General features: G+C 65.2%; 14 protein-coding genes, 1 tRNA gene and 1 pseudogene. 5 read left to right on the forward strand and 11 right to left on the reverse strand.

Annotated elements, in window-relative coordinates; translation table 11 throughout:
* Together AC1DJT_RS22300 and AC1DJT_RS22305 are read left to right on the forward strand one after the other, a co-directional pair.
* A partial coding sequence (locus AC1DJT_RS22300; protein ID WP_476834880.1) for a copper resistance CopC/CopD family protein occupies positions 1-1,634 on the forward strand: 1,634 nt, incomplete at its 5' end.
* Positions 1,631-2,431 (forward strand): DJ-1/PfpI family protein, encoded by an 801-nt coding sequence (locus AC1DJT_RS22305; protein WP_476834881.1) that lies wholly within the window; start codon positions 1,631-1,633, stop codon positions 2,429-2,431. The genes AC1DJT_RS22300 and AC1DJT_RS22305, both read left to right, overlap by 4 nt.
* 164 nt (positions 2,432-2,595) lie before the next feature.
* Here the strand turns inward: AC1DJT_RS22305 and fdhD are convergent, their stop codons facing one another.
* Positions 2,596-3,393 (reverse strand): formate dehydrogenase accessory sulfurtransferase FdhD, encoded by a 798-nt coding sequence (gene fdhD / locus AC1DJT_RS22310; protein WP_476769300.1) that lies wholly within the window; start codon positions 3,391-3,393, stop codon positions 2,596-2,598.
* Positions 3,394-3,697: 304 nt separating this feature from the next.
* On the opposite strand from fdhD, the gene AC1DJT_RS22315 reads away from it, so the two are divergent.
* From AC1DJT_RS22315 to selD, 3 genes are read left to right on the forward strand one after another with little or no spacing between them, the layout of a single operon-like run.
* Positions 3,698-4,318, forward strand: a complete 621-nt coding sequence (locus AC1DJT_RS22315) for a TlpA family protein disulfide reductase (RefSeq protein ID WP_441507794.1) — start codon at positions 3,698-3,700, stop codon at positions 4,316-4,318.
* On the forward strand, positions 4,315-5,415 hold the full coding sequence (locus AC1DJT_RS22320; RefSeq protein WP_441507793.1) for a transglutaminase-like domain-containing protein: 1,101 nt from the start codon (positions 4,315-4,317) through the stop codon (positions 5,413-5,415). The genes AC1DJT_RS22315 and AC1DJT_RS22320 overlap by 4 nt, the downstream gene beginning before the upstream one ends.
* 42 nt (positions 5,416-5,457) lie before the next feature.
* The gene (gene selD, locus AC1DJT_RS22325; RefSeq protein WP_476834882.1) at positions 5,458-6,525 is read left to right on the forward strand and encodes a selenide, water dikinase SelD; all 1,068 of its coding nucleotides are present in this window, start codon (positions 5,458-5,460) and stop codon (positions 6,523-6,525) included.
* 90 nt (positions 6,526-6,615) lie between these two features.
* Here the strand turns inward: selD and AC1DJT_RS22330 are convergent, their stop codons facing one another.
* From AC1DJT_RS22330 to AC1DJT_RS22375, 10 genes and pseudogenes are all read right to left on the reverse strand, one after another.
* Entirely contained in the window at positions 6,616-6,996 is a 381-nt protein-coding gene (locus AC1DJT_RS22330) for a hypothetical protein (RefSeq protein WP_476834883.1), read from the reverse strand.
* Positions 6,983-7,453 (reverse strand): hypothetical protein, encoded by a 471-nt coding sequence (locus AC1DJT_RS22335; protein ID WP_441507791.1) that lies wholly within the window; start codon positions 7,451-7,453, stop codon positions 6,983-6,985. The genes AC1DJT_RS22330 and AC1DJT_RS22335 overlap by 14 nt, the downstream gene beginning before the upstream one ends.
* 15 nt (positions 7,454-7,468) lie before the next feature.
* Positions 7,469-7,564: transfer RNA gene (locus AC1DJT_RS22340), tRNA-Sec, on the reverse strand.
* 111 nt (positions 7,565-7,675) lie between these two features.
* Positions 7,676-9,490 (reverse strand): annotated as a pseudogene (gene selB / locus AC1DJT_RS22345) (selenocysteine-specific translation elongation factor); the annotation flags it as partial.
* Positions 9,487-10,236 carry a tetratricopeptide repeat protein gene (locus AC1DJT_RS22350; protein ID WP_476834884.1) on the reverse strand — a complete coding sequence of 250 codons (750 nt, stop codon included), beginning with the start codon at positions 10,234-10,236 and terminating at the stop codon, positions 9,487-9,489. The gene AC1DJT_RS22350 and the pseudogene selB, both read right to left, overlap by 4 nt.
* Positions 10,223-11,629 (reverse strand): L-seryl-tRNA(Sec) selenium transferase, encoded by a 1,407-nt coding sequence (gene selA / locus AC1DJT_RS22355; protein WP_476834885.1) that lies wholly within the window; start codon positions 11,627-11,629, stop codon positions 10,223-10,225. The genes AC1DJT_RS22350 and selA overlap by 14 nt, the downstream gene beginning before the upstream one ends.
* Positions 11,630-11,654: 25 nt before the next feature.
* Positions 11,655-12,575, reverse strand: coding sequence for a formate dehydrogenase accessory protein FdhE (fdhE, locus tag AC1DJT_RS22360; protein ID WP_476834886.1), 921 nt, complete (start codon positions 12,573-12,575; stop codon positions 11,655-11,657).
* 68 nt (positions 12,576-12,643) lie between these two features.
* On the reverse strand, positions 12,644-13,339 hold the full coding sequence (locus AC1DJT_RS22365; RefSeq protein ID WP_441491595.1) for a formate dehydrogenase subunit gamma: 696 nt from the start codon (positions 13,337-13,339) through the stop codon (positions 12,644-12,646).
* Positions 13,323-14,243, reverse strand: a complete 921-nt coding sequence (fdxH, locus tag AC1DJT_RS22370; protein WP_441491594.1) for a formate dehydrogenase subunit beta — start codon at positions 14,241-14,243, stop codon at positions 13,323-13,325. Before fdxH ends, AC1DJT_RS22365 begins: the two co-directional genes overlap by 17 nt.
* Positions 14,244-14,253: 10 nt before the next feature.
* Positions 14,254-15,888: molybdopterin dinucleotide binding domain-containing protein (locus AC1DJT_RS22375; protein ID WP_476834887.1), on the reverse strand; the 1,635-nt coding region annotated here is incomplete at its 5' end.

A 15,888-nucleotide genomic window follows, 5' to 3' on the forward strand; every position in this document is an offset into this window, starting at 1 on the left:
CCGAGCAAGTGGCCGGGCTTCGCGCCCGGCTGCTGGGAGTTGCCATGCGCTGGCCCCTTCGCCTCGCCTTCGTCCTGACCTGCGCCTTGGCTGTCGCCACGGCAATAACCGGACGCGCCTTCGCTCATGCCGCGCTGATCGCCGCCTCGCCGGCGGACGGCGCGGTCGTGACCAACGCCCCTGCGGTGTTGACACTGAGCTTCAGTGAACCGGTGTCGCCGCTCATCCTGAAGCTGATCGGACCAGACAGCACGTCCCGCACACTCGATCGGTTCGTGCTGAAGGACAGGACGCTGATGATCGAAGCGCCCGCCGAACTGTCAGCCGGAACGCATGTTCTGAGCTGGCGCGTCATTTCCGAGGATGGGCACCCGGTTGGTGGGGCAGTGGTCTTCTCGGTCGGTGCGCCCAGCGGCCAGTCGCCAACTCCTGAGACACGGACTGATCCTGCTGTGCGGGCTACCCTTTGGCTGGGAAAGGTAGGGCTCTATCTGGGCTTGCTCATGGGGCTCGGCKGGGCAGCCTTTGCGACCTGGGTTGGTCCCTTGCCTCGCGATGCCCGGCGACCGCTCGGATTGTTCATCCTGCTCGGATCTGCCGCCTTGCCGCTGGCACTCGCCGCGCAAGGGCTCGATATCCTGGATCGCTMCCTCGGCAGCCTGGGCGAAGCGGACGTCTGGAGCGCCGCGGCCGCCAGCAGCTTTGGCCGCACGGCGCTGGCTGCAGCCGTCGCATTTCTGCTCGGAATGGCCTCCCTGGCGGTACGCGGCCGCATGGGGCCGGTCTTCGCTGGAGCAGCCCTCCTGACTGTAGGGGTGGCGCTCGCCGCGAGCGGCCATGCCAGCGCGGCCAGCCCGCAGTGGTTGATGCGGAGTGCAGTCTTTGTTCACGCCGTCAGCGTCTCCGCCTGGGCAGGAGCCTTGGTGCCGCTGTTCTTCGCTCTGCGGGAGGCCGACGCAATTACCGTGCTGCGCCAGTTCTCGCGTTGGATACCTGTCGTTGTTGGCTTGACCCTGCTCAGCGGTGGCATCCTGGCGGTGGTTCAGCTCGAACAGCCAGGCGCACTGATCTCGACCGGCTATGGCTGGGTTCTGCTGATCAAGCTCGCCTGGGTTGCAATCCTGCTGGGCCTGGCCGCCATCAACCGCTACCGCCTCACGCCCCTTGTCCTGTCTCGAACGGGCATCGCCGCCAAGACGATGCGGCGCATGATCGCGGCCGAAACCTTGCTGGTGTTCCTTGTCCTTGGCACCGTTGCGACCTGGCGCTTCACGCCGCCGCCGCGGGCACTTCTCGATGCGGCCGCGCCGCCTGCATCGGTCCACATTCACACGGCCAAGGCGATGGCGGACATCCGCATCTCGCCTGGACGTGCGGGGCCAGCCTCCATTTCGATTTCACTGCTCGACGGGGAGTTTGGACCGCTCACGGTCAAGGAAGTTCGCTGCGTCATGTCGAACCCGTCGGCCGGGGTCGAACCGATCGAGCGTCAGGCCGTCCGGTCGAGCGACGGCGCCTGGCATGTCGACAGCCTCGTCATTCCCATCGGTGGTCGGTGGACCATCGAACTCGAAATCCTGGTCTCCGATTTCGAGATGATCCGCCTCGGTGAGACCGTGGAGATCAAGCCATGACGACTGACATGACGCGCCGGGACCTGACAGCACTGGCCGCGACAGGGGCGCTCTCGGGCTTGTTCGGACATGTGCGCGCGGCCGAGGCACAACCTGCGGCAAYGGGTTCCGCGCCGATGCGCGTCGCGATGCTTGTCCACCCGGATATGGTCCTGCTCGATCTCGTCGGTCCGCTGACGGTGTTCTCGCTTCTGCAGGCTGAAACTCATCTGGTCTGGAAGGGCAGGGCAGCCGTCACCAGCGATGTGAAACTGCCGGTCACGCCAACAACGACATTCTCCGAATGCCCCCGCGATCTCGACGCCCTGTTCGTCCCCGGCGGGTTGAAGGGCAGTGTCACCCTGRTGGGGGATAGCGAGGTGCTGGGTTTCCTCGCCGAACGCGGCGCGCAAGCTCGTTATGTCACAAGCGTCTGCACCGGCTCTCTGCTGCTCGGAGCCGCGGGACTGTTGAAGGGCTATCGAGCGACCTCGCACTGGTATGTCCGGGATCTACTGCCTTTGATGGGCGCAAAGCTCCAGACTGATCGCGTCGTGATCGATCGCAACCGGATGACTGGCGGAGGTGTGACGGCCGGACTGGATTTCGGATTGACGCTCGCTGCTGCGCTCGTGGGTGAGGAAACCGCACGCCACATCCAGCTCGTCCTTGAATACGACCCGCAACCGCCCTTCGATTCAGGCGCGCCTGAGCGTGCGGACAAGACGAATGTCCAAGATGTCCTCGCGCGCCGGTCACCGCTGATTGCAATGGCGAAGGCACAGGCCGAACAGGCGAGGTCACGCCTCGCGCTCTGAAGCACCGGCGCGAATTCCATGTTCGAGGACGAACCGCTTGCGTAACGTCCCCGGCAACAAGCGCACCACATCATCGGACCGGACATCATGTCTGGTCCGATGATCTAACCTTGTGTTTGCATCGCCTTTCCCGAAAGCCGCAATCTACATTTCGGGCCAATGCTTTAGGTCCACGATATGCGAGCGGGATGGGTGAATATCTCGAAGCCGTCGCCGCGTGCGATCCCGATCAGCGTCATTCCGGCATCGGCTGCCGTCCGTATGGCCAGCGCCGAGGGAGCGGAGACGGCAGCGAGAATTGGTAGTCGAGCGATGGCAGCTTTCTGAACCATCTCGACCGAGATGCGGCTGGTGAGGACACCGATGCCGGTATCGGCCTCGCGCTTCTGGCGGGCGAGTGCCCCGACCAGCTTGTCGAGGGCATTGTGCCTGCCCACGTCTTCGCGCAGGACAGCAAGGCCTTGGTGGCGCTCCCAGAGAGCGGCAGCATGCACTGCGTGCGTCTGACGATTCAGCGTTTGCTGGCCCGAGATCGATTGAACCGCCATCATGATCTCCTCAGGAGAGAAATTCAGGCCGAGCGGAACCGAATGCAGAGGCCGTATCGCCTCGGAGAGCTGCTCGATGCCGCACAAGCCGCAGCCGGTCGGTCCTGCCAGATAGCGACGGCGATGCTGGAGCTTCTCCGCAGGCGCATCAGCGAGCCAGATTTGCAACTCGATGCCGATCTCCTGCTCGATGATCGCAAGCGAGTGGATTTCATCCAGCGAGGGGATGATACCTTCGGTCAGGCTGAACCCGATCGCGAAATCCTCGAGATCATCGGGTGTCGCCATCATCACGGCGTAAGATGATCCGTTATAGGTGATCGCGATCGCAGATTCTTCCGGCACGGCGCGGCTGCTCGGAGCAAGGCCGCCATTTCGCCAGACCGTCGATTCTACCCGGAGGTGGCTCTCCATATCGATCGTCCTGCTGCGCCGACCGGAGATCGGACCGTCGCCTGCGAAAAATGGCACAGACCCACTGCCGTTGCGAGCGCCGCTGAGGAGGCATGGCGCGCTTCGTCCGAACAAGACGGAGAAGCGCGGGTGGGCTCGGCGCCCCAATGAAGCGCAGCGAGCGCTGGTCTGTATGTGACAGCGAAGCCGGAGCTCTCGTGGCACGGGCGCCTTCCAATCCGGACAGACCCTGGGTGCGCACTCATCATGTGCCGCGGCGAAAGTCGAAATTGACCTTGCTGGAGCATCTGGGACAAGATGAGGCGTGGTTACGGTCACGGCTCCCGAGTTTCGGGGCGCTCATCGACTGAATGCCGGACAAGGGCGCTCCTGGCGGGTGCTGTTGATCGCCTCGTCGCTGGTGCTCGCCAGCACGTCGAGCTTGGCCGAAGAGCTCAAGCCTTGGTTTGCCGAAACCACCCCAACACTCGTTCTCGACCGCCTCGACGGCGCTCGTATCGATCTGGCGGAGCTGCCCGGCGGTCCCGTGATCGTCCATTTCTTCGCGACATGGTGCGCCCCCTGCATCGAGGAGATGGCCTCGCTGAACGCACTCGCGGCTCAGCAGCCGGTCCAGCTCACGATCCTCGCCGTCGATGTCGGCGAGGTCGACGCCCGGGTCAGGACCTTCTTCCGCGAGCGCCCGGTTTCATTCCCCATCCTGCTGGACCGCGACCGCAGCGCGATGAAGGCCTGGCATGTTGAGGGATTGCCGACGAGCTTCGTGCTCGATCGCGACCTGAGCCCGGCCTTCAAGGCCGAAGAGCCGCTCGATTGGACGGGCCCGGCCGTCATCCCCGTGCTGACGCGACTGTCGCAGCGCAAGAACGGGACGCCGGCGGAACAGACGATCGATGGAAGCCAGAGCAGGGAGGAGATCCGATGATTACGCGTCGTGACATGCTGAAAACCGGTGCCGTGGTCGCAGCTGCGGGGTTTGTGGCTCCGCACCACGTCCTCGCCCAGGACGCCGTCTTTGCGCCTTCGCCCGGTGCCTGGCGCAATTTCGAGGTGCTGACCCGGCTCGAATTGCCGGCGAAGGGCAGGGCACAGGCCTGGATTCCGCTGCCATCAGTGCAGGAGGGCGAATGGATCAGGTTGGGTAAAAACGCCTGGCAGAGTAACGCTGCCTCGGCGGAGGTCGTCAGTGATCCCAAATATGGCGCGCAGTTGCTGCATGTTGTCTTCAAGGACGGTGAGGCAGCGCCCGCTATCGAGGTTCGCAGCAGTTTTTCGCTGCGCGACCGGGCCGAAGATCTCGGCGCAAGATCCCAGGCGCCAATTCTGAGCGCGGCCGAGCGCAGGCTTTATCTCGAGGCGACCGAGCTGATGCCCACCGACGGCATCGTCAAGGAGACTGCCGATAAGGCGATTGCCGGTAAGGCGAGCGACCTCGACAAGGCGCGAGCGATCTACGAATGGGTTGTCGTGAACACGTTCCGTGACGCCAGGACACGCGGTTGCGGTACCGGCGACGTCGCCTCGATGCTGCGCACCGGCAATCTTGGCGGCAAATGCGCCGATCTGAACGCACTCTATGTCGCGCTGGTACGTGCCGCGGGCATCCCGGCCCGCGACATCTACGGTATTCGCGTCGCGCCTTCGAAGTTCGGCTATGCCAGCCTCGGTGCCGGTTCCGCGACCATCACCAAGGCGCAGCATTGCCGAGCCGAGGTCTGGCTCGATGGCTATGGTTGGGTCGCAACCGATCCCGCCGATGTGCGCAAGGTCGTCCTGGAGGAGCCGCCAGGGAACAATGCAATCGACACGCCCAAGGTGGTGGCCGCGCGAAAGACGCTGTTCGGCGCCTGGGAGGGCAACTGGCTCGGCTACAACATGGCTCATGACCTGGAATTGCCGGGCTCGCGCCACAAGGTGGCATTCCTGATGTATCCGCAGGCTGAAATCGCTGGCGCGTTGCTCGACTGTCTCGATGCCGACACGTTCAAGTACACGATCAGGTCGGCCGAGATCACGGCTTAGTCGGCGAGGCGGATGGGGCGCTGCTCTTCTGGAGACTGGACCATGAGCGACACGATCGACCTTGACACTCCCGCTCCCCCCCGCCTGACCAGCCTGGCACATGGCGGCGGCTGTGGCTGCAAGCTGGCGCCGTCGGTCCTGCAGCAACTGCTTGCGGACCACCCTGCGGCAGGGCCTTACCGTCAGCTTCTCGTCGGCACGGAGACCGGCGACGATGCGGCGGTCTGGCAKATCGACGATGAGACCTGCGTCGTCGCGACGACGGATTTCTTCATGCCGATGGTCGACGATCCGCATGATTTCGGCCGGATCGCGGCGACCAATGCGATCTCGGATGTCTATGCCATGGGCGGCAAGCCGATCATGGCCTTGGCAATCCTCGGCATGCCCCTCGACAAGCTGCCGATCGAGACGACGCGCGAGATCCTGAAGGGCGGCGCCTCGATCTGCGCCCAGGCCGGCATTCCGGTCGCGGGCGGGCACTCCATCGATGCACCCGAGCCGATCTACGGACTTGCAGTGATCGGCCTGTTGAAGCTGCCGAACCTGCGCAGGAACAGCGGTGCGCGGCCGGGCGATGCGCTGATCCTGACCAAGGCATTGGGCGTGGGGATCTATTCGGCGGCCTTCAAGAAGGAGTTGCTGCCAAAGGCCGCCTATGACGAGATGATCGCCTCGACCACCCTGCTCAACCGCGTCGGCGCCGAACTAGCAGGGGATGGCGACGTCCATGCGATCACCGACGTCACCGGCTTCGGCATTCTCGGGCACGGGCTGGAGATGGCGCGCGGCTCGGGCGCGACCTTGCGGCTCCGCTTGGCTGAATTGCCCTTCCTCTCGCAGGCCGAGCAACTGGCACGCGACGGGCGCGTGACCGGTGCTTCGCACCGCAACTGGGCGAGCTATGGCGAGGGCGTCGCGCTACCGGCCGGACTGCCGGACTGGCAGCGCCATTTGCTCACCGATCCGCAGACCTCGGGCGGCCTCCTGGTCTCCTGTGCAGCAGGGAGGGCAGACGAGATTCTGTCCATGGTGAAGGCGGCTGGATATCCCTCCGCCCGCATCGTCGGAACAGTCGAGGCCGGCCCTGCGCGGGTGATCGTCAGCTAGATCATCGGACCGGATCTCGCATCCGCTCCGATGATCTGACCTTCCGCGTTTGCATCGGCCTTCCCGCAAACCGCAATTCGGGCCGTTTCCCTAGGTTTCATCGACCCGCATCCGGCGCCCCCAGACGTCGAAAAGCTCGCCGTGGTTCAGGACCAGCCGGTCGCGCTCCAATCCGTCTTCCAGCGAGCGCAAACGCGTGYGGGCGAGCGCGTCGTCGAGTGGGCCGCCCTTCTCTGCGCGGGTCGGAAAAAACGCGACGGCATCCCAGCTCACGCCGGCGCTGCGAAACATCAGGATGATGTCGCCCCAGTCGATCTCGTCGCCGATGACATGGACATAGGTGGAGCGCAGAGGCTCGACCTTCGGCTCGGCAATGCGGACCAGCACGATCAGCGCCGTGAACGGACCCTTTCGGAACGCTTTGGCGAGCCAGGCGTCGAAATCGGTACCCAGCCCTTTAGAAGTCGACACGCGGGGTCTCCGGCATATAGCGCTCGAACAGAGCGTAGAACTCCGTGCCGGTCTCCTCCCGGTACCAGTCCTCGAAGGCGAGCAGGGCGGCCTGCGAACCCCGACCGGGCGGCCCCTCGCTTGCGCTCATCTCGTCCTGTATCGCCTCGAAGACCGGCATCAGCCTGTCGAGGACGAGCGCCTGCCGCGGACCGATCTCGTCCCAGCCGAGCGCACTGGCGACGATGAACCTGGCGCGCGCAGTCGCCTTGTCGGGATCCTCTGCCTCGACGATGGCTTTGGTCGAGCTGCGCATCAGGTTGAGCCTGCGGAAGGCGTTGGCGCGTTCCCGGGCGAGCACCTCGATCCGCGTGGCCGCCTCGCGACGATACGCGTCCTCGGCCCGCCGGGCAGCTTCAGCCGCTTCCTCGAAGACCGCGATCAGGTTGAGGTCCGGCGCGTCTGTGTCTTCGGTCATGGCGCCTCAGTGAGCTGGCGGAAGAGAATGGGAGTCGAACCCACCAGAGACCGTCTGACGGCCCCTCCCGGATTTGAAGTCCGGACGCCCCACCGGGGACGCTTCTCCTCCATTCGACGCATCAACCGTCAGCGGACCGAACAGGTCGAGCCGCTGACGGTTGATGCGCCTGAGATCGCCGCGGCGGATTGTGACGCCATGGCGATCGAAGAATTCAAGGATCTGGATCGCGACCTTGCGGCCGTTATCGAGCCTGTCGCGAAACTGCGCGGCGTTGAACCCGGCCGGGTCGCGTGCCGCGAGGTCTGCCGCGACGCCGACCATTTCGGAGACCGTATCGCGCAGGAAGAAGTGGTCAAGTGCGAGCTCGTGGACATCGCCGCGACGCCCGGCAAGGCGGAACAGGCGGCGGATATCCTCCTCGCGGCAACCCAGGATCTGGGCGACGTCGCGTACGCGGGGCGGGCGGAAGCGCTCGCCGCTGCCGATCAACGGCGCGACGCGTGCCCAGAGCGCCTCATCCTGCGGCGTCAGCCTGACTTCGTGCTCGGGCCGCCTGATCCAGKAACCGATGACGACGAGTTCACCGGCATGCGCCAGCCGGGTCAGCGCCGTGCGGAAGACGGCGGCAGGCAAGCGCGGCGTCACGGCCAATCGCAGCCTTTCCAGCCCCATTCCCGGCTGGTCGGGGTGGTCGGCGTGATAGGCTTTCAATATCTCGATCACCGAGCCGGAGAGGTTCTTCCAGCTCTGCGGGAGCATGACCGAAGCACCGATTGGCACAAGGCCGAGCCTGACCGCCAGTGCCTCGGACTGCCCGGGCCCGAGCGCGCGGTCACGCGCGAAGGCCTCCAGCTCGGCATGATAGGGTGGCTCGTCGAGCAGCCTTGCCAGCGCCTCCGCATCGTCGGTCTCGGCTAGGGCGAACAGCTGGGCCTGCCTCTCCGGGCTTCGGCGCCGACGCTCCGGCGCGCGCAAGTCGAGGAAGCGGCCACCGCCGATCGTCCGTGAGGCGCTGGTGTCGCGCAGCACGAAGCGATMAAGCGTGGCGGCCGCAATCGGGCTGTCGAGCACGAGCTGTACCAGCGCCGTCGCGCCGGGCGCGATCTCGCCGCCAAGCAGGACGATGCGGGCGCCCACCTCGGTCGCCGCATGGTGCAGCCGCACCGGTTGCCACATCGCCAGCGGCTTCTTCTCGGATGCGACGATTGTGAGTTCGGCGTCGATCCGCGTGGCCGGAGCATGCAGATGCGAAGCGACAATCATATCGCCACGATGGATCGCGTCCTTTGATATCTCCGACCCCGCGAGATTGAGAGCACAGCGATCGCCGGCCGTACCTCGCTCAGTGGGGAGGTTCTGGGCGTGGATCGAGCGCACGCGTGCCGGGATGCCTGAAGGGGAGACAATGATGCTGTCGCCGACCGCGACTGCTCCCGAGAGGACCGTACCGGTAACGACCGTGCCGGCGCCGGAGAGTGTGAAGCAGCGATCCACGGCCAGGCGGAAGGCGCCATCGCCACGGCGCATATGCGAGGATTGGGCTCGTTCGCTCAGCCGCGCGGCAAGCTCGGCGATACCCGACCCGGTCACGGTCGAGACCGGCAGGATCGGTGCGTCAGGGAATGGCGTATCAGCAAGCAGCATACCGATCTCGCTGTGCAACGCGGCGAGGCGCGCCGCTTCGACGAGGTCGGATTTGGTGATCGCGACGACGGCTTGGCCAATGCCGAGCAAGCGGGCGATGTCGACATGCTCGCGCGTCTGCGGCATCACCCCGTCATCGGCCGCCACGACGAGCAGCAGCAGATCGATGCCGGAGGCGCCGGCCAGCATCGTGTGCACGAATTTCTCGTGACCAGGCACATCGATGAACCCGACGATCCGGCCATCCCGCTGCGGCCAAAAGGCAAAGCCGAGCGTGATGGTGATGCCACGCTCCTTCTCCTCCTTGAGACGATCGGTATCGACGCCGGTGAGGCGTTTCACCAGCGAGGTCTTGCCATGATCGATATGGCCCGCCGTGCCGATGATCATGGCGCGGCCTCTTCGGGCGCGACGGCCGCGCGCGCTGCCTTGATGAAGGGGGCGGCGAGCAGGCTGCCGCAGCGCTCGGCGTCCAGCAGGAGGCAGAGAGCGCGGGCAGCATCTTTCGTGACGCCTTGGCCGAGCAGTGTCGCGGCGCCGAGCATGGCCTTCGCGTCGGCGTCGCCGGCTTCGGCGCCGCGCTGCCACCACTGCGCCGCCAGCACCGGATTCCGCTCTACGCCGAGCGCCTCGTGATGCATMATCCCGAGCCGGGTCATGCTGGCAGCGATCCCGGCCCCGGCCGCGGCTTCCGCCCAGCGCAGGGCGTCGGGCAGGTCGGCCGCACTGCCGCTCTCAAGGAGCATCCAGGAGAGCATGTCCTGCGCCGGCGCATCACCCTGTTCGGCCGCGAGCCGGTAGAGCCGGGACGCCTCGGCGTCGCTTTGCGCGACGCCGTCACCCTTGAAATGCAGAGCAGCGAGATTGCGCTGGCCGACCGCATCGCCGCTTTCGGCCGAGAGCGAGAGCCAGCGCAGCGCGAGCGCCGGATCGGGCTCGACGCCCAGTCCCTCGGCGAAGCAGGCGCCGATATTGTTCTGGGCGCGCGCCAGGCCGGCATGAGCGAGCGGACCCCAGATGGCCAGCGCCGCACCGTAATCTCCACGCTCGACCGCCGCCGCGGCGGCAGCCATCGCCGTAGTGGTGTCGGCCGGCGGCGACCGGTCGCGACGGAGGAGGCGGTCAAGCAAGGGCATCGCCGGCCTCGGGATTCAACAAGCGCAATTGGCCGATGAAGGCGTCCTCGTCCTCCAGGCAGCGCAGGTCGAAGACCAGCGCGCCTTGAGCGATGCGCCCGATCACGGGCAGGGGTAGGGCGCGAAAGGCGGCGGCGAGTTTGTCCAGCGCCGCGCCGGAGGCCTTGCCGGATGGCTTCATCGTGATCCCGGCGCTCGGCAGCGTTTCGAGCGGCAGCGCGCCTGAGCCGATCTGGCTGGAGCAATCGGCGATTTCGACGATCCAGCCGGAGCCAAGAACGTCGGCGACGTGCGGCTGCACGCGCTCGGCCAGGATGCGCAGTGCGGCTACAGGGCGCGTGAACAAGCGCAGCGTCGGCAGCCTGTCGGCCAACCGGTCGGGGTTGCGGTAGAGCTTCAACGTGGCTTCAAGCGCAGCAAGGCGCAGCTTGTCGAGGCGCAGGGCGCGCTTGAGCGGGTTCTTCGCGAGCTGGGCCACCAGTTCCTTGCGACCAGCGATGAAGCCGGCCTGCGGCCCGCCGAGCAGCTTGTCGCCCGAGAAGGTGACGAGGTCCGCGCCGCCCTTCAGTGCATCCTGCACCGTCTTCTCATGGCGCAGCCCCCAGCGCGCGAGGTCGATCAGGGTGCCGGAGCCGAGATCATCGACGAAGGGGAGGTCATGCTGATGCGCCAGCGCCGCAAGCTCTGCGGGCTCAACGGCAGCGGTGAAACCCTGCACCATGTAATTCGATGTATGGACCTTCATGATCAGCCCCGTCGCGGAGCCGATTGCCTCGGCATAATCGCGCAGATGCGTCCGGTTGGTCGTGCCGACCTCGCGCAGGATCGCGCCGGCACGCGCCATGATGTCGGGCATGCGGAAGGCGCCGCCGATCTCGATCAGCTCGCCGCGCGAGACGATGGCCTCGCGGTCCCGGGCGAAGGTGTTGAGCACGAGCAGCACGGCCGAGGCGTTGTTGTTGACGAGCAGCGCGTCCTCGGCCCCCGTCAGTTCGCGGACGAGGTCGCGGACATGCGCGTCGCGCTCGCCGCGCTTGCCGGCCTCGATGTCGTATTCGAGGTTGGTCGGGGAGCGCATCGCCGTGATGACGGCGTCGATCGCCTCCTCCGCCAGCAGGGCGCGGCCGAGATTGGTGTGCAGCACCGTGCCGGTGAGGTTGATGACCGGTCGTTGCGACGGCCGCTCCTGATCCTCCAGGCAAGCCAACGCGCGCTCGGCGATCKCCTTGACGGGGGCAGGGTGGGGCGGTTCAGTTTGCCGCATCCGCTCCAGAACCTGACGGACAGCCCGTGTGGTCGCCGGTCGGCCGTGGCGTGCAAGGGCGAGCTCGCAATGCGGACTGCGTAGCACCTCATCCACCGATGGCGGGCGGAAGCGTTCGGGTCGGTTCATCAGGCTCCCTCCGGGAGACGCATGATCAGTAGCCGAGCAGGAAAGGGTTTACGCCAGCACGGCGCCATCCTGCTTCCGAGACCAGAAGGTCGAGGCCGAGGCTCGCGACATCGTCGGCCACTGGCTCCAACTCCGCATCCTTCCGTTGGTTCAGGATCTTCAGGTAGGTCCGGCACTCGTCGCAGGTCTCTGCCTTGATCGTGTCAGCGATCCCTTCGATGGCCTGATAGGCGATGCCCTTGGTCGAGCCGCAGGAGACGCATTTCACCCGGACATGGTTCCACTGCGTTGCGCAAAGCGAGCACTGGACATAGCGAACACCTTCGATGTTCGCCGTGGCCATGACCGCGCTGGCGACAGGCGGGCCGCCGCAGCACGKGCAGACGCCGTCGGCGACGGGCTGGGGCAGGGTGGCGTCGAGCAGCGCAGCGCGTAGAGCCCCAACGACTTGCAGGGCCGCAGCCGCGAAGATGTGTTCGGCGGCAGTCTCTGCAGGCACGGCGTCGTCGAGCACGGCTGCGAACATGGTACCGCGGGCGGCGCTGTCCGCTTCCTTCGCCCGGTTCAACGCGGCGCGAGCAAGCTCCGGCATGATGACGTCTTCGAGCAGAACGAGAAGCCCTCCGAAACAAGTGGACGTCGCCTCGTCCAAGGCCAACTCCGTACGCGGCAGCAGAGGCATCGCGTTGGCCGCTCGGCTCCGTTGTTCGGCGAGGGAGGGCATCGAGGGCGGAGCGATCACGCCCGCCAACTGCTCCTGGGCGGTTGAGAGCGCCGCAAGGAAGGTCAGATAGGGCTGGAGCTGGTGCCCCGGTGCCAGGGCTGCGAAGCGCATGGCGCGCAGCCCGAACATCAAGCGTGGGTCTGGAAGCCGGACGAAGGGGGGCTTGTCGCGTTCGGCGATGCCGACATCTTCAAAGGTCGCAAAATCCTGGCTGTCACTCATCAAGTATCAACCTCACGAACCCCACGGGCCACGTCGAGGCGGAGCAGCCGAAGCTGCCCCGCGAAATTCTATTCCGCCGGACCTATGCCATGACGGCGCGGGGGCACCTGCCGCTCGTCGATGACGCCCTTGCGGGCCTCGCGCCGGAGCCAGAGCCGATGATGCCGGAAGGCCCAGCCACCCGTCACCTTGCCCTCCGTCATCGCGTTGATCGTGCCGCGCACATAGAAGCCGGCATAGATATGGACGATGACGACCAGCAGCATCGCGATTGCCGCGAGCGCATGCACGATATGGGCGAAGCGCTGCTGTTCGATGGTGAAGCTGGTTCCGAAATACTCGTACCAGATCATCAGACCTGTCCCGAACAGGACGAGGATCATCAGCGTCATCAGCCAGAAGACGAGCTTTTGCGCTCCGTTATACTTGCCGATTTCGGGGAGATTCTCCTCGCGACCGGCCATCACATCGCCGATATGGCGCATCCATTCTGTATCGACACGGGTCCAGAAATTGTAGCGGACCATCTGGACGAACAGTATGGCAAAGCTCAGCAGCAGCACCACGCCGATCCAGGGATGCAGCATCCGTGTATTCGAGCCTCCACCGAAGAAGCTCGACAGGAAGAACAGCGACGGGTGAAACAGGGCGGCCCCGCTGAGCGCAAGCAGGATCAGGGAGATCGCCGTCACCCAGTGATTGACGCGCACGCGGCCGGGGTAGCGGTCGACGGTCGTGCGCTCTTCCTCACGCCTCACGGCCACGGGCTGCCTCCTCGTCGATCAGATGCTCGGCCTCGCGATCTTCCGCACGGCTGACATCGTTACGTCTTGCGACGGTCGCATGGACGAAGGCGAACATGGCGGCGAAACCCACGACAGCCATGCCGGTATATTTGGTCAGTCCCTTCCAGAGCTCAACGACCTGGCTGATCCTGGGGTTCTGCGGAAGGTTGGCATAGAGCTGCGGCCTGTCGGCATGGTGCAGCACGTACATCACATGCGTGCCGCCGACGCCCGGCGGATCGTAGATGCCGGCATTCTTGAAGCCGCGGGACTTCAGGTCGGTGATCCGGCCCTCCGCATAGTTCAGCATCGCGGCCTTGGTGCCGAAGACGATCGCGCCGGTGGGGCAGGCCTTGGCGCAGGCCGGCGCCTGGCCAACCGAGACCCGGTCGGAACAGAGCGTGCACTTATAGGCCTTGTGATCGGTCTGGCTGATGCGCGGGATGTTGAAGGGGCAACCCTTCACGCAATAGCCGCAGCCAATGCAGTTCTCCGAGACGAAGTCGACGATACCGTTATTGTACTGAACGATGGCGCCGGGGGCGGGGCAGGCCTTGAGGCAGCCCGGATCGGCGCAATGCATGCAACCATCCTTGCGGATCAGCCATTCCAGATTGCCGCTCTCCGCATTTTCCCATTCCGTGAAACGCATCAGCGTCCAGGTATTCGGCGTCAGATCGTGCGGGTTGTCATAGACGCCGATGTTGAAGCCGACCTCCTCGCGCAGGTTGTTCCATTCAAGGCATGCCGCCTGGCATGCCTTGCAGCCGATGCATTTCGAGACGTCGATAAGCTTCGCGACCTCGAAATCATGCCGAACATCCGGCGGCCTGAAGGTCGTGGCCGAGATGCGGGCGAAGTCCTGACTCTGCAATCCTGCCATCGCCGCCTCCTCAGCTCGTGACCGGCCCGTTGCTCGGCTCGACATTCACCAGGAACGCCTTGAACTCGGGCGTCTCGATGTTGGCGTCGCCGACGAACGGAGTGAGGCTGTTGGGGCCGAAACCCTTCCTTGCCGCACCGGTGAAGCCCCAATGGAGCGGGATGCCGACGATATGGACCGTCTTGCCGTCGCAAATCATCGGCTTGATGCGCTTGGTCACAACGGCCTTCGCATGCACGGAACCACGGTTGGACGAGACCTTCACCCAGCTGCCAGGCTGGATGTTCTTCTCCGCGGCCAGTTGTTCGCTGATCTCGACGAAGAACTCCGGCTGCAGCACCGCATTGACCCAGACATGCTTGGTCCAGAAGTGGAAGTGCTCGGTCAGGCGGTAGGATGTTGCCGCATAAGGGAACTTGTCCGAAGTGCCGAGCGCCGCCAGATCGTCCTTGAAGATGCGAGCGGCGGGGTTGCCGCGGATCTTGGGCGCCATGACATTGGTGACCGGGCTTTCGAACGGCTCGTAATGGGCCGGGAAGGGGCCGTCTTTCATCATGCCCCGCGAGAACAGCCGCGCGGTGCCCTCAGGGTTCATGATGAAGGGGCCGACATCCCGCGGCTTGGCGGCCGGCGCGATGTCCGGCACGTCGAACCCGGTCCAAGTGCTGCCATTCCACTCGATCAGCCTGCGCTTGGGATCCCACGGCTTTCCGTCGATATCGGCGGAGGCGCGGTTGTAGAGGATGCGCCTGTTGGCCGGCCAGGCGAACGCCCAGTTGGCATAGGCGCCGGTATTGCCGGGGTCGCTCGTATCCCGGCGGGCCATCATGTTGCCCCGCTCGGTCCAGGAGCCCGAATAGATCCAGCAGCCGCAGGCCGTCGATCCGTCATCGCGCAGCTGCCCKAACGTATCGACCAACTTGCCCTTCTCCAGCACGATCTTGCTCGGATCGACCGGGTCGGTGACGGTCGAGACGACGTAGCCGTTCATCTCCTTCGCCAGCTCGTCCGGCATCGGATCGTCCGGTATCCGATAGGGCCAGTGCAGGTTGAGGATCGGATCAGGGAAGGCGCCGCCTTCCTTCTGGTAGAGCGCCCGCAAGCGGAGATGGAGCTGCCCCATGATCCAGGTGTCGCTCTTGGCCTCGCCGGGAGGTTCGGCTCCCGGCCAGTGCCATTGCAGCCAGCGGCCGGAGTTGACGAGCGAGCCCTCATCTTCTGCGAAGCAGGTCGTCGGCAGCTCGAACACCTCGGTCTGGATGGCCTCGGGCTTGACGTCGTTGAAGACGCCCTCGTCCTTCCAGAAACGCGATGTCTCCGTCTGCAACGGGTCCATCACGACGAGGAATTTCAGCTTGGAGAGCGAAGCCGTGACCTTGCCCCGATTAGGGAAGGACAGCAGCGGATTGAAGCCCTGGCAGAAATAACCGTTCACCTTCCCCTGGTTCATCAGTTCGAAGGTGCGCAGCACGTCGTAGCCCGGCACGTCGAGCTTCGGCAGCCATTGATAGGCGAAATCGTTCTCCGGCGTCGCCGCATTGCCCCACATCGACTTCAGGAAGCTCACCATGAACTTCTTGTAGTTCTGCCAGTAGCTCATCTGGTTGGGGCGCAGCGGCTTGAAGCCGCGCGTGCTCATATAGGT

The organism is Allobosea sp. 05T422_2 (assembly GCF_056396265.1).